Genomic DNA, 21886 nt, shown 5'->3' with positions numbered 1-21886 from the left:
TATGAAGATACTGGATAAATTGATCATCAAGGATTTTCTCAAGACCTACATTTTTGTGGTCCTGATGCTGATTCTTATTGTCCTGGTATTGGACTTTACTGAGAAGAATGACAAGTTTATCCGAAATCAGGTTCCTGCAAAGGATATTTTGATTTATCTGGGCAATTATGGTTTGTACCTAAACAATTTGCTGACGCCCATCACCGTGTTCATTTCGGTCATCTTTATCACTTCCAAAATGGCAGGAAGGACGGAAATCATTGCCATACTGAGCAGTGGGGTTTCCTTTGTAAGGATGCTGGTTCCCTTTTTAGTAGGTGCAACCCTTATCGGTTTGGTCAGTTTCTTTATGAATGGCTGGGTACTTCCCGGAGCTACCGCCGGGGTGACAGAATTCAAATCCAGATGGCTGGAGGAAACCAAGTTTTATACCGAAAGTAATATCCATATCAAAGTGGCTCCCGATGTGTATGCCTACATTTCCAGGTATTATACTTCTGGCAATACAGGTTATAACTTCACTTTGGAGCAAATACGCGACGGACAATTGATCGCCAAGTTGTCGGCAGACCGTATTGTCTGGGATACTGCCATCAATTCCTGGTCAGTCAAAAACTGGAGATTGCGTGAACTCCATGAATGGGGGGAGAAATATACCGTAGGGGAGTCTCTGGATACACTACTCTCCATTACACCCAATGACTTTGATTTACCGGTCAACCATCATGAGACGCTCAAACTCCCCGATCTCACCAGACAAATCAAAGTGTTGGAGGAGAGAGGGGCAGACAATGTCAATTATTATAAGATTGAAAGGTATGTGCGGTTGATGTCTCCCTTTGCTGCTGTCATTCTGACTTTTATTGGTGTGATTGTTTCCTCAAGGAAGACGAGGGGAGGTTCCGGTTTTCAGATTGCCTTGGGCTTTTTGTTGGCCTTTATTTACATCATCATGTTTTTGCTTTCCAGGACCTTTGCGGAGGCAGGAACAGCCTTCCCGCTCTTAGCCGTCTGGATTCCCAACATTACTTTCGCCATTACCGGATTAGTGCTTTACAAAACCGTGCCCAGATAAGATGCAGCCGGATTCCACTGTCAAGGATTATTTGATGCTCCATTTCATTGTCTTGATCTGGGGATTTACGGCAATTTTGGGCTTGTTGATCAGCATTCCTTCTTTGGAGATTGTATTTTACCGTACGCTGATAGCCACAGGTATATTGGGATTGGTGTTTTTGTGGAGGAGAACACCCATACGGGTTTCCCAAGGGGCTTTGCTTAAGATAATAGCCACAGGTTTTATCATTTCTCTGCACTGGGTCCTGTTTTTTGGGGCGGCGAGGGTTTCTACGGCATCTGTTTGTCTGGCAGGGATGGCCACTACTTCCTTGTGGACTGCCCTGTTAGAACCTATCGCCAACAAGAGAAAAGTGAAAGGGTTTGAAATCTTTTTGGGTTTGCTGGTGATAGTGGGACTTTATGTGATTTTCCGCTTTGAGTTGGACTATTGGTTGGGCCTTATGATGGCTGTCGCTTCAGCTTTTTTGAGTGCGGTGTTCACCGTGATCAACGGAAGGTTTACCAAGCATCATAACCCCTATGTGCTGACCTTCTATGAAATGTTCGGGGCTTTCCTTTTTTCGGCCTTATTGCTCCCATTCTATGCCTATTTCTTTGCAGATGAAGGGCTTCAGATGGTGCCAAAGGCAATGGATTGGCTGTGGCTGCTTTTATTGGGCGGCGTCTGTACGGTCTATGCTTTTTCCGTATCCGTAGAACTGATGCGCAGGATTACAGCTTTTGCAGTCAACCTGACCATCAATTTGGAACCGGTGTATGGGATTATTCTGGCTGTATTGATTTTTGGAGATAAGGAAAAAATGACCGGAGGATTTTATTTGGGTACTTTGATCATTTTGGTGTCAGTGCTGATTTATCCGGCATACAATTATTACCTCAGAAGAAAGGCAAAGGGAAATAACCTGTTGAGGGCTTAAGGGATATTTTTATGGTTTTATTTATAAAAAATCAATACCGTCCTAAATAAAATATGAGAGGTCTGGTTTTTTGCCCAAAATAGCTATTTTGGGTTTGCACCAAAAAACATAAACCTCCCATGAGTAATATTACATTGTTTTCTCAGATTATTAAAAAAATCGAGCGTTCAATTTTCAAGAAACTGGTTGAAGAGAAGCAAACGGACAAGGGCTGCAAAGGCTTTGACAGCTGGACGCATTTGGTTTCCATGCTTTTTTGCCATTTTGCCAAAAGTACTTCTGTAAGGGATATTTCAAACGGCCTGCGTTCGGCCACGGGGAACCTCAACCATCTGGGGATTGCCAAGGCACCATCCAAGTCCAGTATCAGTTATCAGAACAAGCGCAGGGACTCTGACCTGTTCAAGGAGCTGTATTACGGGCTTCTGAAGCATTTAGGACAGCAGGCGTCCCTGAGCAGGGTAAAACTACGGATCAAGGCTCCCGTCTATCTGCTCGACTCCACGGTGGTAAGTCTTTGCCTTTCGATGTTTGACTGGGCAACCTTCAGGACCAAAAAGGGTGCTGTAAAGATGCATACGCTTCTGGACTATGACGGGAAACTCCCTGTTTATGTGAATATTACAGAAGGAAGTATGGCAGACAATAAAGGCGCTTATGATATTCCTTTGGAGAAAGGATCCGTTATAGTGGCGGACCGCTATTACAATGACTTTCCGATGCTCAACATTTGGGACAGCAAGGGGGTCTTTTTCGTCATAAGGCACAAGGATAACCTTAAGTTCAGCACAATCAATGAACGTCGACTCCCTGAAAATACTGCACAGGAAGTACTGATAGACGAAGAAATTGAACTGGTAAACCCGCAGTCAAAAGTGAAGTACCCCGGAAAACTCAGAAGAGTGGCTGTATGGGACGAAAAAAACCGACAGACCGTCGAACTGATTACCAATAACTTCAAATGGTCAGCAAAGACAATCGGTGATCTTTACCGGTGCCGATGGGAGATTGAGATCTTCTTCAGGGACATCAAGCAGTTACTCCATATCAAAACCTTTATCGGAACATCGAAAAATGCCGTGATGATCCAGATATGGACCGCGCTGATCACCATTCTGCTCCTAAAAGTGATGAAGGCAACCGCTAAATTCGGATGGCATCTGTCCAATCTGGTTGCATTTATCAGACTGAACATATTCGTTAAAATAGAGCTGCAAAAGTGGCTGGACAAACCCTTTGAAGACCATGAAAAACCTCCTCAAAAAAGCCAACAGGGGGTTCTATTTCCGGATTACAGATAAAATCACAATAGAAATTGCAGAAACACAGCTAAACATCTGTCTTGTAAATTATTTAGGACAGCATTGATAAAAAATATAAATACTTAATCTGACTATTCGGAATGTTACACGTATCAATTGGAGGGCCTCGGCAAGCTCGGCCACCGGGACTTAAATAAATATGGGGGGAGGGAAGAAATGAGGCTTTGCCGAATTTCTTCCCTCCCCCCCCCGATTTTCCAAACCTAAATCCCGTTCCCCGAGCTTGCCGAGGGGCTCTTCAACCAAATATAATTCTACTACGTGTAAGATTAAGAATACTCAGAAAACTCTATTTTGGCTCTTGTATTCTTTTCACTTTTGATTTACATTTTCTGCATAATTGATAGCCTTTCGGTATTTAATACAGACCCTGTATCCATCTTTCAAAAAAAACATCATATACTTCGTAGGTAGTGCCACCATCTTTATCGTATGCTTTGATAATCATTTCTTTATCCCTAAGCGCATCAAGAGATTTAAAGACAGTTGAAGGATTGCCAAGGTTATTTTTGCCTATAAAATCCTTGGAAGTTGGTGCTGTTACTTTACCTGTTTTGGCAATGGCGACAAGAAGCTTCCATTGTTGTGGACTCAGAAGAGTTCTGTAATGGATGAAGAATGCTTCCTGTTCCTTGAGTATATCCTTGGCGCATTTTAGCCAATCTTCTTTGAAATATTGTCTATTAGGCAATTGATATAGCCTATTGCAAAGCATTTGGACATAGTAGGTATAGCATTTGGTCCATTCCAGCACTTCATCTACTATTTGTCCGGGTATGGATTTTCCCGCTAAACTAAAATGGCGGATGATGAATTCCTTATATTCGGGATGATGTATTTTTTCTATTTTAATGGGAGAGGCACTTCTGAAAAATGGTCTGGAGGGGCTGCTGAATAGTTCGTTTAAGATACTTTGCTGACTACCAGAAAAGATAAAATAAACATTTTGCAACTGTTGGATAATTGATCTTAACCAGGCATCGGTGTTTTTTTCAGGATACTGCGTGATTTGTTGAAACTCATCTATTGCAATGACAGTGTTGTAATCCAACTTTGAAAGAAAGAGCAAAATATCCTCAATGGGTTTTTGTGTATTGACACTCAAAAAGCTAACCTGGGGCAACCCCGATAGTTGATCGAAACTAATGGTAGGTTGAAGGCTTTTTATAAACTCCCAGACGTTTCTCCCTAATTTGCTTTTCTCGTTGAAACTTCTCAACAAAGCTGACCCGAAAGTATCCAGAAATTCCCTTTCACTTCCCGTCGGAAGGATGTCCAAATAGAGGAAGATCCAATCTTTTGGCAAAAAGCCTTTGACGTGGTGAATCAAAGCGGTCTTGCCCAATCTTCTGTTACCCATTAAAATGCAGGATTGTCCATTTTTTAAAAACTGGGATATTTTCAGGCTTTCCTCCTCCCTGTCACAAAAAATACTCCGGTCCAAAATAGCCTGTTGTTGGAAAAGGATTCAAAGGCTTCTTACTTTTCATGTATAATTTTATAAGTTGATTCACTAAAGGTAATTTACTTTTAGTGAATTACAAAAGGTGAATTAGGAAATTTAGCCAGACTGAGTATAAATCTTGTCGGTTGTTCTTAACCTAATACAATGGGTCACTGAGGTTGTTCTAATTTTGGGGAAAGCGAGAAAATGACCGGAGGATTTTATTTGGGTACCTTGATTATTTTGGAGTCGGTGCTGATTTAAAAGTTTAATATGTGTATCCGCATTACTGCACGTAAGGATGAACAGCTGCAACAATCAGTCTGTCAAATAACCTTTCTCCAAAATATCTTCGGTTAAGCTTATAGACAAATTCATTGAGGTAGTTCTGTAAATATTTATACGTGATCATGTGATGTATTCCCAAGAGATTTCTTTTTAGGTTACTGATTCCCTTATGTACCCATTTTAGGGTTTCATTGACACTTACTTTATCTGAAACGACCATATAATGTGTGTCAACAATATCTGCAATGTCAACATAGGCTGTGTTTTTGTCGGTAAACAGGACGATATCTCCAGCTGCATTCTTCTTAATGAATTTGTTGACATGATCTGCATCCACTTTTCCGATTACTTCCATTTTATAATAGCCACATGCCCTGTCCTTCTTTCCAGTTTTGGGATCTTCAAGAGGGGTAGATTCAGCAGCAACAGCTACTTTTGCCTGTCTTTGGCTACCTTTTCCTCGTTTAAGATGCTGTTTTACCTGTTTTGGAGTTGCAACTTCTACAAAGCATTCATCAAACTCAATCATGTCATTTAAGATATACAGGGAATCCCTTTTACCCATCATGGCACGTATCTTATGCATCAGTCTGAAGGCAGTGTCATACCTTGACAATCCAACCTGCCTTTGGAATTCAAGACAGGAAAAGCCCTTCTTAGTAGCTGACATGAAAATAAAAGCCAACATCCAGGTGTGAAGAGATATCTTACTGTTTTCCATTACTGTTCCACTTTTTAGGGAGCTCCTCCTTCTGCATTGACTGCACTCAAAGAATTTTCCACCACTGAACCAGTAATGCTTGGTAATGGATTTGCAGCTTTTACAGCATATGCCTGCCTTTTCTCTGCTCTCTTTGATATAAATTTCGCAGCTTTCTTCATCTGGAAAGTATTGTAGAAATTGAAGTATCGTCATAATGTTTCCTATTTTTATACAAGAAACAACAGCGGATGCCAATCTACAACTATTTGACACTTACTGTCAAATTTTGTCACGTGCATTCAAGCGGATACACATAAAGTTTAAATACCTTTAATAAAATTCAAACAACCAACTTATATCCAATACCTCTGATGTTAACAATTTTTATTAAAGGATCATCTTTAAGATATTTCCGGATTTTGGTGATGAATACATCCATACTTCTTGCGGAAAAAAAATCATCCGTCCCCCAGACAAGCTTTAAAATATAGGACCTGTCCAAAACCTGATTCTGCTTTTTGATCAATTCATTTAATAGTACTGATTCCTTATAGGTCAGAACGGTTTCTTTCCCATGTAGATCCAGAATCTGGTGTTCAAAATTGAATTTATATTTCCCAATAGATACCCACTGTTGTTCAAAATTGATTTTCGAAATTCGCAAATGAGAATTTATTCTTACTATGAGTTCTTCCATACTGAAAGGCTTCTTAATAAAATCATTGGCCCCGTTTTCAAATCCATCTATAACATCCTGGGTTCTGTTTTTTGCTGTTAGAAAAATTATTGGGACATTTCGGTCCAACATTCTGATTTCTCTTGAAACCTCAAAACCGTCTTTATTGGGCATCATAATGTCCAAAACGACAATATCAGGTGAGAAGGACTTGAATACTTCGATTGCTTTTTTGCCACATCCAACATGTTCTACTGCAAAACCTCTACTATCAAGACTTTCTTTGATGATTTCTCCCAAAGAAATCTCGTCTTCTGCAAGTAAAATCTTTCCTTTCATGATACTTTCGGGATTTTAATTATAAAATTGGTCCATCCATTTTTCAAGTTCAATTCAATAGTTCCATTGTGTGCCTCAATGACTTTTTTGGCAAAGAACAGCCCTATTCCATGACCTTTAACGAGATGCAGATTTTCCCCTGGAATCCTGTAGAACTGTTCGAAGATTTTAGGCATTTCTTCCTTTGCAATGCCAGGACCATTATCAGAAATGGACAAGGACACTTCTTTTTGGTCTATTTCAAGTCTAATGATTATTTTTTGTCCACCATATTTTAAAGCATTGTCCATTACATTCACAAGCGACCTTTTCATATGGAATTGATCTGCCTGAATTTTAACAGAAGAAGTATTGCTAAAGAATTCAATTCGATCATAATGATGATCAAATGGAGATTCCTTTAAAATGCCTTCAATCATTTTCACCAAATCGATTTCATTTTTCTCCAAAACATCACTTTCAGATTCAAAACTTGCAGACTCCAATAAACGGTCAATCATATCAGATACCTGATCGAGATAGTTGCCGGCAATTTTGAGGTATTTTTTATTTTTTTCTATATTGTTTTCAGGGTTGAAGTTGTGTGCTGCCTCAATGGCAACTTTTGCCGCTGAAATGGGTGTTTTAAATTCATGGCTTAAATTATTAACAAAATCATTTTTCAATGTGACTAAATCCCTTTGTCTTTTTGCTGTACTATATAACTTCCAAAGTGCAAAAATAAACAGGAGCAGAAATATTATTGACAGCAATATCTCTATCCCTCCCTGGATGAATATGTATGAAAAATCTGGATGATAAGTGAATTCAATCTTATGGCTTAATGGGATTTCTCTTGTATCCGATGTAATGGTGTATCCCTGGTTTGAAAAGTTCCCAGTTGCTATTTCATTTATTTCCACGCCCCTTAAGGAATGCCTGATACTGTAAGTTCCTTTTAAGCCATAGTAGTCCATTTCATTGTCAAGAAAACCTTTGAGCAGCAACATGTTTACGGTGTCTTTGGAGACTTTGACTACAGCCCATTTGTTTTCAGTAAAATCCTCATTTACCAACTCATTCCCTGCACGCTGAACTTTTGAATTGCTTGGTTCCTTTGGAATAGATGTTCCCTCATCAATTTCATTTAATTTTTCAAAGGAATCTGTTCTAATGGATATAGTCCGGGTTCCAAATTCAAGATAATAATGTTCGACAGCTTTATCCAATGCTGTTTTGATGTCCCTATGAAATTTTTGGCGCAGCGATTCATAGGTGTCCCAGATTCGGAACAGCTGTAATGCTAATGCCAATGAGGCAACAAGCCATACCATGACCCACATTTTTTTAAAATTCACCGCTTGAATCATACGCTAATATATATTCGAAAAAGCTATTAACGAAAGATTTAACACTGGTTAACACTGGATAACGCTTTGTCAGGGATTATTAAATGATTTTTGGTCAAGTAATTATGAACACCTATCTAATTCATTTTAACCACTAAAATCAAAAATTATGAAAACTTATATTTTATTACTGATCATCACTATTGTGGTCGGTCTTTTCTCATTAGATATTCAAGCCCAGGAAGGCAAAATTACTTATCGGGCCTATTCAGGAAAATTGGCTATTGCATCCCCTCCAAATGAAAACGGTTATCCAAACGAATATGAAATCGAAAAGGCAACCTTATATTTTTCGACTTCAAAGTCCCTGTTTATTCAGGATCAGAATAAGGTAGTTGTCCAATTCATTTCTTCTCCCAATGGCACTGAACGGATAGAGGTTCCAAGAAACAATCTTGACCCATATGGAACGGTTTTTTTCCTAGATTTTTTGACACAGGAACAGTATACCAGAGAGTCTTTCTGGAATAAAAGTACGTTCGCAAACATTAAAGAGGAGATTTTACCAATAGATTGGAAAATTACCGACGAGAAGAAAACAATTGGGAAATATGCTAGCATTAAGGCCACCGCAACAATATTAGGTAGAGAGTGGGAAGCTTGGTTTACCCCTGAAATCCAAGTGCCTTTTGGTCCCTGGAGATTAAATGGACTGCCGGGACTTATCCTTGAAGCCTATGATTCAACATTGGATTTTATGTACCATTTGTCTAACGTAGAAATTCCCCATGCATTTACGCCTCACATAGAAACAGATATTGTTTTTTCGGAAAAACTTCTTAGTAGGTCAGAATTTAATAAAGAGAATACAACTAAAAAAGAAAAATATATTTCTTACATGAAATCTGTCGCACTTGAAAATGACGGGAAAGTAGAGATCAGATTCTATCCGCAAATAGATTTATCAGCGAAATCTCTCAAAAAGTGATATTTTGGAAAATAAGCCTATATATATTCTTTACTCAGTTTTTTTACTTATCATTTTCTGCTCCTCCGTGGTATTTGGACAAACAGATAACAGGATAATGGGAATTGTACTTGATGAGAAAACCGAACCAGTACCTTTTGCTTCGGTAATGCTTCTCAATCCCCAGGACTCCACAATCATAAATTTTGGCCAGACAAACTTCCAGGGGGAATTCCTCATTGTAAGTGAATACCCCGTACAACTATTTCTAAAAGTTTCCAGACTTGGATATCAGGATGCATATTATACAACTGAAAGCCTTGGTTTTCTGACACTTAATGTCCAGTCCAAAGAAATAGAACTCAATCAATATACTGTTGAATACCAGGAGCCCATGAGAATAAAAAGTGACACTACGACTTATGATGTAGCAGCTTTTAGTGATGGCTTCGAAAGAAATCTTGAAGAACTCCTGAAAAAAATTCCCGGAATGACCATCAGTGATAATGGAACTGTTTTCTTTAATGGGAAGGCTATAGATAAAATCCTGGTGGAAGGAGATGATTTTTTTTCGAAAAATTATAAGGTCTTATCCAGAAACATTCCACCGGGATTACTTGAAAGTATAGAAGCCATCGAAAATTTCAATGACAGAAAACTATTGAGAGGAATCGAAAACTCTGATAAAACTGTTTTGAATCTAAAATTTCAAAAAGGATTAAAAGCCTCACTTTTTGGCAATGGATCAATAGGGGGAGGATTGCCTCAGAATTATGAAGGAAACGCTGTTCTCTTCTCTTTATTGGATAAAATCAAGGTAGGATACATCGGCGATATCAATAATTCCGGAAAGGAAAGTTTAGCAGAATCCGAGGATTTTCTTTCATGGGAATCAACAGAATCCTTATTGATAAAACCTTACTTTTTAACCGCCGAGCTACCCTTAAATGCGTTTACCCCTTTCATCCCAAATCTTCCAAAAAGAAGATATAATATCAATAACGACTTATTACAGGCTTTACAGTTCAATGGCTCCAATAATAGGAATTATAAATCCAACACCTATGCGCTTTTTCAGCAGAACCGGATCAGAAATACCTTAGAGAACTTTAATAGTTTTTTTCTTAATAACAACACCTTTGATGTCAGGGAGACAGGAAATGGAAATTCAGGAATCCGGAATTTACAGCTTAGATCTGTCCACGATATAGAACTGGACAGCTTGTCCCAAATAACCTTTACATTGAGAGTAAATAATAGTTTAGAATCTTCTGTGTTAAACAGTACCGTGGAGACAGAGGACAGACAGGCCAGTGTTTTTCAAAATCTGAACTCCATGAACCAGACAAGGTATTTTAGAGGAGAGTATCTGAAAAAGTTAAATTACCGTACGGCCATACAGTCAGATTTTTTTATTTCACGAAATATTTCTGACCAAAATCTCGATATTTTCAGAGGAACATTTGACGAAAATCTTACGGAACAATTAGAATATGAACTGATTCAGTCTTTTAATACTTCTTCTTTTTCAGCGGGTAGCAGCTGGAAATTTGCCGGGCGAGCTGGAAAACACCAGTACGGGTTTCTTTTTCATTATGGATATTTAACTTTTGATCTCAATTCGGACCTTACCCAACAGCAGGCTCCTGCCTCATCTGAAATAGATGAAGCTGGTTTTTTGAATCAAATTAACTTTGAAAACCAAACGCTAATCTTCTCCTTTTCGGATCGGATTTTTTTGGCAAGAAATACTGTGCTTAAATTACAAGTTGAAAAACAATGGTTCCAAAATAATATTAGACAAGCTGGGGATGATAATCAGACTACATCGGATTGGCTACTAAACTACCAGATAGGATTAAACCATACTATCAGTTCCAGACACAAGTTCTTTTTTGAACATTACAGCCATAATCAACTTTCCTCACCATTACAGGCTTTTAACGGCAGAGTGTTTAACAGCGCAAATTCCAGCGTAAATTTTGCGGGTGGACTAAATATAATTGAGCAGACAGGGCTGAACTGGCGTTATGATTTTTTTGATCGTACGAGTTATTGGAAAATGGCTGTGTCAGGGAATCATTTTATTCAGAAAAACCCGTTCATTATTGATTTTCAAAATGATGGTGACCTGCTATTCAATATTACCGGTTTTGCTTCACCAATATCCAATACACAGAATAGAGCTGATTTGGAGACAAGCAAAATGGTGTTCCCGGTGAAGTCCAGAGTTGGAATAAGAGGTGGTTTATCCCAAAATTTGATCAATAGGGCTGTAAAAGGGATTTTACTGCCAATTGAACCTGTCAATACAACAAGCATTGGATTCTTCTGGGTAAGTGCATTCGATAGACCAATTAATTTCCGATGGGAATCGAAAAGAAGGAATTCCAGGATCATTTCAGAAAACTTAACATCTGATTTTTCATTTTCTAATTTCCAGCATCAAGGATCACTCACCTACAGCCTAATGGAAAACCTAAGACTTAAATTAGCTTATGAACTTATAACTTGGGATGAGAGAAAAATTGATTTCCTGGATTTTCATGCCGATTATACTCCATGGAAGAATAAAGGAATCCATTTACAGCTCAATGCTACCAATTTGCTGAATAATTCGGAACTCACCTTTCTGAATCTTTCAAACACCCTGAAGAATAGTACAACCTATTCTATCCTTCCCAGATTAATTTTGTTAAATGTGTCTTTTGATATTGGAAGAAGATAGTTGCAGTTGGATCCTGGATCGAGACATGAAAAATACAATTATTTTCATCTGTTTTAGTTTTATTCATACAGTTAGCCGCCCTTCTCTGAGGTTTTCAAACATCAGCCAAAAGCCTAAGTTCAAGCAGTAATAAATTTCCTAAAAAATTAACTTAATGTTCAAAAAATTCCTTAATAGATTTTAAAGTTGAATTATGTAGAATTTCCAGATTGACAGTTAGCTTCTCTTTAGGTAATTTACCTGGATTATAGGTGAATAAATATAACTTAAAAGGAATTGAACTCCAAGCGAAAAATTAATTTCCCAAAGACCTTCACAGAAGCTTATAAAAGTAAAAATACCTTGGTGAATAGGGGAAATTTTAGGGAGTTTATTGGAAAGTAATGGTGGTTAACAAAAAAGCCTAACATTTTATAAATTTGAGTTAAACCAAAACGCTTTTCAATACAGGCTCTGTATCCATCTTTCAAAAAAAACATCATATACTTCGTAGGTTGTAGTGCCACCTTTGTCGTATTCTTTTATAATCATATCTTTTTCCAATAGAGCGTCTAGAGATTTAAAAACTGTAGAAGGATTGCCAAGGTTATTTTTGCCGATAAAATCCTTGGAAGTTGGCGCGGTTACCTCCCCCGTTTTTGCAATTGCGACCAAAAGCTTCCATTGTTGTGGACTGAGCAGTGTTCTGTAATGGATGAAGAATGCCTCCTGCTCTTTGAGTATATCATTGGCGCATTTTTGCCAATCTTCTCTGAAATATTGCTTATTTGGTAATTGATAGAGCCTATTACATAGCATTTGGACATAATACGTATAGCATTTGGTCCATTCCAGCACTTCATCTACCACTTTTTCAGGTATTGATTTTCCTGCCAGGTCAAAATGACGAATAATGAATTGCTTGTATTCAGGATGATGTATTTTTTCGATTTTTATGGGACTAGCACTTCTGAAGAATGGCTTGGAGGGACTGCTAAATAGTTCGTTTAAAATGCTTTGCTGACTCCCTGAAAAGATGAAATACACGTTCTGCAATTGTTGAATGATTGATCTTAACCAAGCATCGGTATTTTTTTCAGGGTATTGCGTGATTTGTTGAAATTCATCAATTGCTATGACCGTATTTTGATCCAAATTTGAAAGAAATAGCAAAATATCCTGAATGGGTTTTTCCGTAGAAACGCTCATAAAGCTAACCTGTGGCAAACCTGTAAGTTGGTCGAAACTAATTGTGGGATGTAGGCTTTTAATAAAATCCCAAACTCTTCTTCCTAATTTGCTTTTCTCATTGAAACTCCTCAATAAAGCTGATCCGAGAGTATCAAGAAATTCTCTTTCGCTTTCTGTCGGAAGAATATCCAAATAGATAAAGATCCAATCCTTTGGCAGAAATTCTTTGATGTGGTGAATCAATGCGGTTTTGCCAAGCCTTCTGTTACCTATCAAAATACAGGATTGGCCATTTTTTAAAAATTGGGATATTTTCAGGCTTTCCTCCTCCCTATCACAAAAGTATTCCGGACCATAATAACCTGTTGTTGGGAATGGGTTTAAGGGCTTTTTGCTTTTCATGGTAATTACATCTCTTGATTCACTAAAGGTAATTTACTTTTAGTGAATTACAAAAGGTAAATTGAAGAACCTTGGAAGGTTTAGCTTGGATTTTTTCCAACCTCATCATAAGGTCGTAATATCCTGTAAGGTCCCCAAAACCTGCTTCAATTCATCAGCAGATATCTCCCCTATCTTCTCTACCAAGCGCTCCTTGGCAATCGATCGGATATGAAATACCATCATTTCAGAAGGGGATTCCAAATTATTAATATTATTGGGTTGGAGGATAGGATTTCCCTGGTAGTTTTTGATTTTAGTCGTCAATGGTACGGTGATGACAACATTCAAGTACTTGTTCAGCAAGTTGCCGCTAATAATAACCACAGGTCTAATTCCAGCTTGTTCCGAGCCTCTAACTGGATTCAAGTCGGCATACCAAATTTCACCTTGTTTCATCTTCCAATTGCTTCAAATAGACTTCCATACCTTCTTCAGCCAGGGAAAGCATATCCTCATCGTTTCCAGCTTTTTTGTAGGATTTGACATAGGCTGCCCTTTTAAGATGATCCAAATACAGGCTCAGTGCCTTTTCGATCAACTTATTTTTAGGAACATCCAGGGTTTTGGCATAATCCGAGAGCTTTTGGACAAGCTCATCAGGTAAAGAAGTAGTGATTGTTGTCATTTTATATTTGCTTTTTGTAAATATAAAATGGAAATATCATTTACACAAGCTTCTCAAAAACAAAGTATTCTGAAGACCAATCACTCATTGGTGGGGTTTCTTTGAATAAACCAAACATGGTAGAACCTGATCCTGACATGGCTGCATAGTAAGCTCCCATTTCATACAATTGAGCTTTTATTTCTGCTAGCTCAGGGTATTGAGGAAAAATATTGGCTTCAAAATCATTGATGAGTTTTTCTTTCCATTGACTTTTGTCCATCAGTACATCCTTCAGCACATGTTGGGGTGCTTGGGGTTTCACGCCGGCATAAGCTTCCTTGGTGCCTACATGTACCGGAGGCTTGATAAGCAGTATATGGTCTCCTTTAATATCTATAGCTACTGGCTCAAGAATTTCTCCTATTCCTGTGGCAATTTTAGGGGTGTTTTCAATAAAAAAGGGACAATCACTCCCTAGTTGTGCTGCATAATCTTCCAAAAACCAATCTTCCAAGTGCAGGTCAAAAAGTCTGTTCATCAGGGTGAGCGCAAATGCAGCATCTGCAGATCCCCCGCCCAAGCCTGCACCCATGGGGATATTTTTATGCAGGTGGATATGAACAGGCGGCAAGTCGTTGAAATCTTTACGGAGGAGCTTTAACGCTTTAATGATCAGGTTGTCTTTTTCCGTCCCCGGAATTTGTAACCCGCTCGTTTCAAAAAGGTCTTTTTTTCCCTCAATCATTTCCAAAGCATCAAAAAGCGGTATAGGAACCATGCAGGTCTCTATGTCGTGGTAGCCGTCTTTTCTTTTGGCTGTGATATGCAGGCCAAGGTTGATTTTGGCATTTGGAAAACAGATCATAATGCGTCATCTTTTAGCTGTTGTAAATATGGGAATAATATCTTGAAACTTTCATTTTGGTGAATTCAGCCAAAAATCCTTTTCATTGAAAAATTTCCTGTTACATATTTTTGTGGTTAAGAAAAAATCAAAAAAAATAAGGATTTCTTGAAATTTGTTGAAATCGGAACAAAATTCTGATTTTTTTCAAAAGCGCAAATCATCCTTTATTTTCATATTGAAAAAATATGGATAGGCAGATTTAAATTTTACATTATAATTTTTGACATACATAATAAATCCATTGACTGTGTAAAAAATGAAATTAAATATTGTTTCTCTCAGATTTCAGGCTTAATTTTGACCCATCAATCAAAAAGAACCATAACCGCATGTTTGAAATAGTCACTCCTCTAAGCTTTATTATTCTCATTTGTAATAAATGAAGAGGCGCTAGACTATTTTGAAAAACAACCATACAATGTTAAGTGCCTCAGTAAATGGGGCACTTTTTTTATAAACCTATAAGACCTATTAATAACCATATGAATTTGAAGAAGTACAGTTGGGAAATCAGTCAGAATGAAGAGCATCCTGCAGGTAAGGCCATGTTGTATGCCACAGGGATGTCGGATAAACAGATGAACCAGCCCTTTTTGGGGATAGCCAGTTGTGGCTACGAAAGTAACCCCTGCAACATGCATCTCAATGATTTTGCCGGTCTGATCAAGCAAGCCTCTAAGGCTCATGATCTGACCGGTTTGGTTTTTAATACCATGGGTATTTCCGATGGAATTTCCATGGGAACTTCAGGAATGCGCTATTCTCTGGTGTCCAGAGAAATCATCGCGGATTCCATAGAGTCCTTCATTCTCGGCCATTCTTTTGATGCCTGCGTGGCAGTGGCAGGTTGTGACAAAAATATGCCCGGGGCTGTCATGGGTATGCTGAGGATCAATAGGCCCTCAATCATGGTGTATGGGGGTACGATTCGGTCTGGAAATTATAAAGGCGAAAAACTCAATATTGTTTCTGCTTTTGAAGCTTATGGAAAGCGTATCAAAGGGGAAATGAGTGATGAAGATTATCAGGGTGTTATTCAAAATGCCTGCCCAGGGGCAGGTGCCTGCGGGGGTATGTACACCGCCAACACCATGTCTTCGGCCATTGAGGCCATGGGCATGTCCCTTCCTTACAGCTCTTCTACACCCGCCACCGCCCCAGAGAAGCTGAAAGAATGCCAGGCTGTGTCCCGGTATATCAAGATACTTCTGGAAAAAGATATCAAGCCCAAAGACATTGTCACCAAAAAAAGTTTGGAAAACGCTGTCCGCGTTGCTGTGGCACTTGGTGGCAGTACCAATGCCGTTTTGCATATCCTTGCTATAGCCAAGACAGCAGGGGTAGATTTTACTTTGGAGGACTTCAAGCGGGTAAATCATGAGACGCCCCTTTTGGGAGACTTCAAGCCTTCCGGAAAATACCTGATGGAAGACCTTTTTGAACAGGGCGGTTTGCCTGCCTTTATGAAATACCTGCTCAATAATGGCATGTTGCATGGGGATTGTATGACTGTGACCGGAAAGACTTTGGCAGAAAACCTGGCTGATATTGAGCCTGTGGTTCCTTCTGTGGTGAATGTGATCCATCCGATAGAGCAGCCTCTCAAAGAAACAGGTCACCTCTGTGTGCTTAAGGGCAACCTCGCTCCAGAAGGTGCTGTCGCGAAGATTTCAGGCAAAGAAGGGAAATCCTTTACAGGCCCGGCAAGGGTTTTCGATTCTGAAGTGGAGGCCAATGAAGGTATCAAGAACAAACTCGTGAAAAAAGGAGAGGTAATCGTCATCCGATACATAGGCCCAAAAGGGGGACCGGGTATGCCCGAGATGTTGAAGCCTACCTCCATGATAATCGGAGCGGGTTTGGGTGCTGATGTCGCCCTGATTACCGATGGCAGATTCTCAGGTGGTACCCATGGTTTTGTGGTGGGACATGTGACACCCGAAGCTTATTCCGGAGGGCCAATAGCGCTGATTCATGACGGTGATGTCATTACGATAGATGCTGATACACTCACTTTGAATGTTGCATTGACAGATGAGGAATTGGCGGAAAGAAAGAAAAAGTGGAAGAATAAAGACCTTTCAGATCTTCAGGGAACCCTGAAAAAATACAACAAACTGGTTGCCTCCGCTTCTGAGGGATGTGTGACCGACAAATAAAATCATAACTCAAAAGAAAACCATGATTAGAGGAGCAGATATCGTTGTCAAATCCCTGATTGCGGAAAACGCCGAATACATATTCGGGTATCCAGGGGGAGCGATCATGCCGGTTTATGATGCGCTGTATGATTACAGTGACCAGATCAAGCATGTGTTGACCAGGCACGAGCAGGGTGCGATCCATGCAGCACAGGGCTATGCCCGTGTTTCAGGTAAGGTTGGAGTGGTATTGGTCACATCCGGACCCGGGGCGACCAATCTCATTACAGGTCTTGCAGATGCCCAGATTGACAGCACTCCTTTGGTCTGTATTACCGGTCAGGTAGCTGCCCACCTGTTGGGCTCTGATGCTTTTCAGGAAACAGATGTGGTAGGTCTTTCCATGCCCGGTACCAAATGGAACATTCAGGTTAGAAAGGTGGAGGATATCGCTCCGGCTATAGCCAAGGCTTTCCACATCGCCAGGACGGGAAGACCTGGGCCAGTTTTGGTGGATATTACCAAAAATGCACAAGTGGAGTTTGGAGAGTTCAATTACGTTCCCTGTCATTCGGTAAGGTCATACAAACCTTATGTAAAGATTGATGAAAAAGCTGTAGCGGATGCCGCTGCCCTTATCAATCAGGCCCAAAAACCTTATGTCCTTTATGGTCAAGGGGTAGTGTTGGCCAAAGCAGAGGCTGAATTGAAAGCATTCCTGGATAAAACAGGTATTCCTGCCGCCTCGACTTTATTGGGTTCGGGGGCACTGCCTCAGGATCATCCTTGTTATGTAGGCAAATTGGGCATGCACGGAAATTATGCACCCAATTTATTGACCAACCAATGTGATGTGTTGATTGCGGTTGGCATGCGCTTCGATGACAGGGTAACCGGTGACCTGAAACGTTATGCCAAGCAGGCCAAGGTAATCCATTTGGAGTTAGATCCTGCCGAAATTGATAAAAACGTAAAAACTACAGTAGCCATTCAGGGAGACTGTAAAGCCAGTCTGGCCTTATTGACCCAGGCGGTACAGCCTAACGCGCACCCGGAATGGATGCAGAAATTCAGGGAACTGGAAAATGAAGAAAAAAGGGCCGTCATGGCCAATGACCTTCATGCTACCCACGGGGGCCTGCACATGGGGGAGGTAATCCGGCTGATCAATCAGTTCAAGGAAGAAGATGCCGTGCTGGTGACGGATGTAGGTCAACATCAGATGATAGCCTGGAGGTATTTTGATTTTAAGACGACTAGGACACAGGTCACTTCCGGTGGCTTGGGGACCATGGGTTTTGCACTTCCTGCTGCCTTGGGTGCCCAATTGTATGATTACAAAAGGCAAGTCATCTGTGTAGTAGGAGATGGAGGGATTCAGATGACCATTCAGGAATTGGGCACCATCATGCAGACCAAGGCGCCTGTGAAGGTGGTCTTGCTCAACAACAATTACCTGGGCATGGTGCGGCAGTGGCAGCAGTTGTTCTTCGACAAACGCTACTCCTTTACTGAACTCGAGAATCCTGACTTTATCAAAATCGCAGAGGCTTACAGTTTCAGGGCTAGAAAAGTTGCCGAGAGGGAGGATCTTGAGGCTGCAGTCGCTGAGATGTTATTGCACCAGGGACCTTATTTCCTCGAGGTTGTCGTGGAAAAAGAAGACAATGTGTTTCCGATGATTGCGACGGGTTGTTCCGTGGAAGAAGTAAGATTGAGCTAATCCATCACCGGCATTTATGAATCGATATACCATCTTAGTTTATACAGAAAATTTCATCGGTATCCTCAATAGGATCACCATAATCTTTACTCGAAGGGGGATCAATATTGATGCCCTGACCGCTTCAGAAAGCCGTTTGGAAGGGATCCATAAAATCACCATCGAGGTTACGGTTACCGAGGAGCAGATTGTCCACCTTACCAAGCAGATTGAAAAAGTGGTGGACGTGATCAAGGCCTATTACTTCAGGGATGATGAGGTGGTCTATCAGGAAATAGCCTTGTACAAAGTGCCTACGGAGAGTCTGGATCCCGGACTTGAAAAAGTGATCAGGCAGTTCAACGCCCATATCATCGCGGCTGAAAAGGAATTTGTGGTCATTGAATTTACCGGTCATAAAGAAGATACCCAGGCTTTGCTGGAAATCCTGAAACCTTTCAACCTGTTGGAGTTTTCCCGCTCGGGAAGGGTAGCCATTGCCAAGCCCAAATTTTCTGTTCAAGAGTATTTAAATAATCAAACCTATAATCAATAACACTATGAAACTGAAATTCGGATCAGTAGAAGAAAATGTAGTAACCAGAGAAGAGTTTCCTTTGGAGAAAGCCAGAGAAGTATTGAAAGATGAAGTCATTGCAGTCATTGGCTATGGCGTACAGGGTCCAGGACAGGCATTGAACCTCAAAGACAATGGATTCAATGTCATCGTAGGCCAAAGGAAAAACTCCAAAACCTGGGACAAAGCAGTAGCGGATGGCTGGGTGCCTGGTGAAACTTTGTTTGAAATTGAGGAGGCATGCCAAAGAGGCACCATCATTCAATTCCTGCTTTCTGATGCTGGTCAGATTGCCCTTTGGCCTACCGTCAAAAAGTACCTGACGCCAGGTAAGGCCCTTTATTTTTCCCATGGATTTGGCATCACTTATAAGGAAAAAACCGGAATCATCCCTCCTCCGGATGTGGATGTGATTTTGGTGGCCCCAAAAGGCTCCGGAACTTCCCTGAGAAGGATGTTTGTGGAAGGCAGGGGACTGAATTCTTCCTACGCGATTTACCAGGATGCCACAGGAAGGGCTAAGGACAGGGTAATTGCCCTTGGTATTGGTGTAGGTTCCGGTTACCTGTTCGAAACTGATTTTTACCGTGAAGTGACCTCTGACCTTACGGGAGAAAGAGGAACCTTGATGGGCGCTATTCAGGGAATCTTTGCCGCGCAATATGAAGTGCTCAGGGAAAACGGACACTCTCCATCTGAGGCATTTAATGAGACTGTAGAAGAATTGACCCAAAGTTTGATGCCTCTGGTGGCGGAGAACGGAATGGATTGGATGTATGCCAACTGCTCGACTACAGCACAGAGAGGGGCATTGGATTGGTGGAAACCTTTCAGGGATGCGACCAAGCCGGTTTTCGAAAAGCTGTACAATAGTGTGAAATCCGGTCAGGAAGCACAAAAGTCCATCGACTCCAACTCAAGGCCTGATTACAGGGAAAAATTGGAAGCTGAACTGAAAGAATTGAGAGAATCTGAAATGTGGCAGGCCGGTGCGACTGTCAGAAAATTAAGACCTGAAAATAACTGATACAACTATGAGTGAAAAGCTATGGATATTCGATACCACGCTCCGTGACGGGGAACAGGTACCTGGATGTCAGTTGAACACCCAGGAAAAGATAGTGGTGGCTAAGGCTTTGGAAGCACTGGGAGTGGACATCATTGAGGCTGGATTTCCCATTTCCAGCCCGGGTGATTTCAATTCGGTGGTTGAAATTTCAAAAGCGGTTTCTGATCCTATCATCTGCGCCCTTTCCAGAGCTGTGGAGAAGGATATAGAAGTAGCTGCAGCTGCATTAAAATATGCCAAAAAAGGAAGGATCCATACCGGTATTGGTGTGTCTCCCTACCATATCCAGTACAAGTTGAGGTCTACGCCGGAAAACATCATCGAAAGAGGGGTGAAGGCTGTGAAATTTGCCAAACGTTTTGTGGAGGATGTGGAGTTTTACGCAGAAGATGCCGGAAGGGCAGAACTTCCTTTCCTGGCCCGAATCATTGAGGAGGCCATCAAGGCCGGTGCTACGGTGGTCAATATTCCGGATACCACCGGATATTGTCTTCCTGAGCAATACGGGGCAATCATCCGCTACCTAAAGGAAAATGTATCCAACATTGACAAGGCCATCATCTCAACCCATTGTCACAATGACCTGGGCATGGCCACGGCCAATACCATTTCCGGTATCCAAAATGGAGCGCGACAGGCAGAATTGACCATCAATGGTATTGGGGAAAGGGCAGGTAATACCTCTTTGGAAGAAGTGGTGATGGCCATCAAGTGCCATCAGAGTATCCCGGTACATACCGATATCAAAACGGAAAAAATCTACGGTACCAGCCGGCTGATTTCCAAATTGATGAATATGCCTGTGCAGCCCAATAAGGCCATCGTAGGAAGAAATGCTTTTGCGCACTCCTCCGGTATCCATCAGGACGGGGTGTTGAAGCACAGGGAGAATTATGAGATCATTGACCCCAAAGAGGTCGGGGTGCATGAGTCTTCCATTGTGCTGACTGCCAGAAGCGGCAGGGCGGCACTGAAGCACCATTTGGATAACCTCGGCGTGGAACTCGAAGGGGAAGACTTAAATAAAGTATATGAAGACTTTCTGGTTCTGGCGGATTCCAAAAGGGATATCGGACCCAAAGACCTGTTGGAGCTTGTCGGGAAGTATATGGATGAATCTTCCTTTATTGAATTGAAGGAAGTAAGCTATCAGTCCAATGGTTCCATCAAAGCCCATGTGAAACTTAAAATCGGCGACAAACCTTACGAGGCGAGCTCTACCGGCAATGGTCCTGTTGACGCCGTATTGAAAGCCATTGAAAAAATAGTGAAGCCCCATTATGTGCTGGAGGAGTTTCTGATTCAGGCCATGACTGCAGGTAGTGATGACGTGGCCAAGGTACATATGAGGCTCATTCAGGGAGAGAAACCTTACTACGGTTTTGCTTCCAATTCTGATATTGTATTGGCTTCCGCCCAGGCTTTTGTGGATGCCTTAAATAAAATCCCAGTCAAAGACAAAGTGACCATCGATTAA

General features: G+C 40.8%; 18 protein-coding genes. 10 read left to right on the top strand and 8 right to left on the bottom strand.

From position 1 onward, the window contains the following. The first annotated feature begins 1 nt into the window (after position 1). From BC751_RS01325 to BC751_RS01315, 3 genes are all read left to right on the top strand, one after another. Complete coding sequence (locus BC751_RS01325) at positions 2-1075, top strand: LptF/LptG family permease (RefSeq protein WP_130273973.1); 1074 nt, start codon at positions 2-4, stop codon at positions 1073-1075. Between the two features lies 1 nt (position 1076). After that, positions 1077-1997 (top strand): DMT family transporter, encoded by a 921-nt coding sequence (locus tag BC751_RS01320; RefSeq protein ID WP_130273972.1) that lies wholly within the window; start codon positions 1077-1079, stop codon positions 1995-1997. A gap of 119 nt (positions 1998-2116) precedes the next feature. Beyond that, positions 2117-3298: an IS4 family transposase gene (locus BC751_RS01315; RefSeq protein WP_130273808.1), complete on the top strand. Its 1182-nt coding sequence runs from the start codon at positions 2117-2119 to the stop codon at positions 3296-3298. Positions 3299-3677: 379 nt separating this feature from the next. Here BC751_RS01315 and BC751_RS01310 read toward each other — a convergent pair whose 3' ends face one another. The 4 genes from BC751_RS01310 to BC751_RS01295 form a co-directional block, all read right to left on the bottom strand. Further along, positions 3678-4763 carry an AAA family ATPase gene (locus tag BC751_RS01310; RefSeq protein ID WP_341272814.1) on the bottom strand — a complete coding sequence of 362 codons (1086 nt, stop codon included), beginning with the start codon at positions 4761-4763 and terminating at the stop codon, positions 3678-3680. 286 nt (positions 4764-5049) lie between these two features. Then, positions 5050-5967, bottom strand: coding sequence for an IS1595 family transposase (locus BC751_RS01305; RefSeq protein WP_130273971.1), 918 nt, complete (start codon positions 5965-5967; stop codon positions 5050-5052). Between the two features lie 127 nt (positions 5968-6094). Continuing rightward, the gene (locus BC751_RS01300; protein ID WP_130273970.1) at positions 6095-6769 is read right to left on the bottom strand and encodes a response regulator transcription factor; all 675 of its coding nucleotides are present in this window, start codon (positions 6767-6769) and stop codon (positions 6095-6097) included. Further along, the gene (locus tag BC751_RS01295) at positions 6766-8082 is read right to left on the bottom strand and encodes a sensor histidine kinase (RefSeq protein WP_207226823.1); all 1317 of its coding nucleotides are present in this window, start codon (positions 8080-8082) and stop codon (positions 6766-6768) included. Before BC751_RS01295 ends, BC751_RS01300 begins: the two co-directional genes overlap by 4 nt. A gap of 184 nt (positions 8083-8266) precedes the next feature. On the opposite strand from BC751_RS01295, the gene BC751_RS01290 reads away from it, so the two are divergent. Both BC751_RS01290 and BC751_RS01285 read left to right on the top strand, forming a co-directional pair. Beyond that, positions 8267-9085, top strand: coding sequence for a GLPGLI family protein (locus BC751_RS01290; RefSeq protein WP_130273969.1), 819 nt, complete (start codon positions 8267-8269; stop codon positions 9083-9085). Positions 9086-9182: 97 nt separating this feature from the next. Then, positions 9183-11792: a peptidase associated/transthyretin-like domain-containing protein gene (locus BC751_RS01285; RefSeq protein WP_242617324.1), complete on the top strand. Its 2610-nt coding sequence runs from the start codon at positions 9183-9185 to the stop codon at positions 11790-11792. Between the two features lie 441 nt (positions 11793-12233). Here the strand turns inward: BC751_RS01285 and BC751_RS01280 are convergent, their stop codons facing one another. From BC751_RS01280 to ispE, 4 genes are all read right to left on the bottom strand, one after another. Next, entirely contained in the window at positions 12234-13364 is a 1131-nt protein-coding gene (locus tag BC751_RS01280) for an AAA family ATPase (RefSeq protein WP_130273967.1), read from the bottom strand. A 105-nt stretch (positions 13365-13469) separates the two neighbouring features. After that, positions 13470-13802: a type II toxin-antitoxin system PemK/MazF family toxin gene (locus BC751_RS01275; protein ID WP_130273966.1), complete on the bottom strand. Its 333-nt coding sequence runs from the start codon at positions 13800-13802 to the stop codon at positions 13470-13472. Continuing rightward, positions 13789-14031 (bottom strand): ribbon-helix-helix domain-containing protein, encoded by a 243-nt coding sequence (locus BC751_RS01270; protein WP_130273965.1) that lies wholly within the window; start codon positions 14029-14031, stop codon positions 13789-13791. Before BC751_RS01270 ends, BC751_RS01275 begins: the two co-directional genes overlap by 14 nt. A gap of 40 nt (positions 14032-14071) precedes the next feature. Further along, the gene (gene ispE / locus BC751_RS01265) at positions 14072-14878 is read right to left on the bottom strand and encodes a 4-(cytidine 5'-diphospho)-2-C-methyl-D-erythritol kinase (RefSeq protein WP_130273964.1); all 807 of its coding nucleotides are present in this window, start codon (positions 14876-14878) and stop codon (positions 14072-14074) included. 524 nt (positions 14879-15402) lie between these two features. Between ispE and ilvD the strand changes: the two genes are divergently transcribed. From ilvD to BC751_RS01240, 5 genes are read left to right on the top strand one after another with little or no spacing between them, the layout of a single operon-like run. Then, positions 15403-17079 (top strand): dihydroxy-acid dehydratase, encoded by a 1677-nt coding sequence (gene ilvD / locus BC751_RS01260; protein ID WP_130273963.1) that lies wholly within the window; start codon positions 15403-15405, stop codon positions 17077-17079. 22 nt (positions 17080-17101) lie between these two features. After that, complete coding sequence (ilvB, locus tag BC751_RS01255; RefSeq protein WP_130273962.1) at positions 17102-18784, top strand: biosynthetic-type acetolactate synthase large subunit; 1683 nt, start codon at positions 17102-17104, stop codon at positions 18782-18784. Positions 18785-18800: 16 nt separating this feature from the next. Beyond that, on the top strand, positions 18801-19319 hold the full coding sequence (gene ilvN / locus BC751_RS01250; RefSeq protein WP_130273961.1) for an acetolactate synthase small subunit: 519 nt from the start codon (positions 18801-18803) through the stop codon (positions 19317-19319). A gap of 4 nt (positions 19320-19323) precedes the next feature. Next, entirely contained in the window at positions 19324-20367 is a 1044-nt protein-coding gene (ilvC, locus tag BC751_RS01245; RefSeq protein ID WP_130273960.1) for a ketol-acid reductoisomerase, read from the top strand. A gap of 7 nt (positions 20368-20374) precedes the next feature. Further along, positions 20375-21886, top strand: a complete 1512-nt coding sequence (locus BC751_RS01240) for a 2-isopropylmalate synthase (protein WP_130273959.1) — start codon at positions 20375-20377, stop codon at positions 21884-21886.

It is taken from the genome of Cecembia calidifontis (genome assembly GCF_004216715.1).
GTDB classification, from domain to species: domain Bacteria; phylum Bacteroidota; class Bacteroidia; order Cytophagales; family Cyclobacteriaceae; genus Cecembia_A; species Cecembia_A calidifontis.
This window is presented reverse-complemented; position numbering and strand designations above follow the sequence as displayed.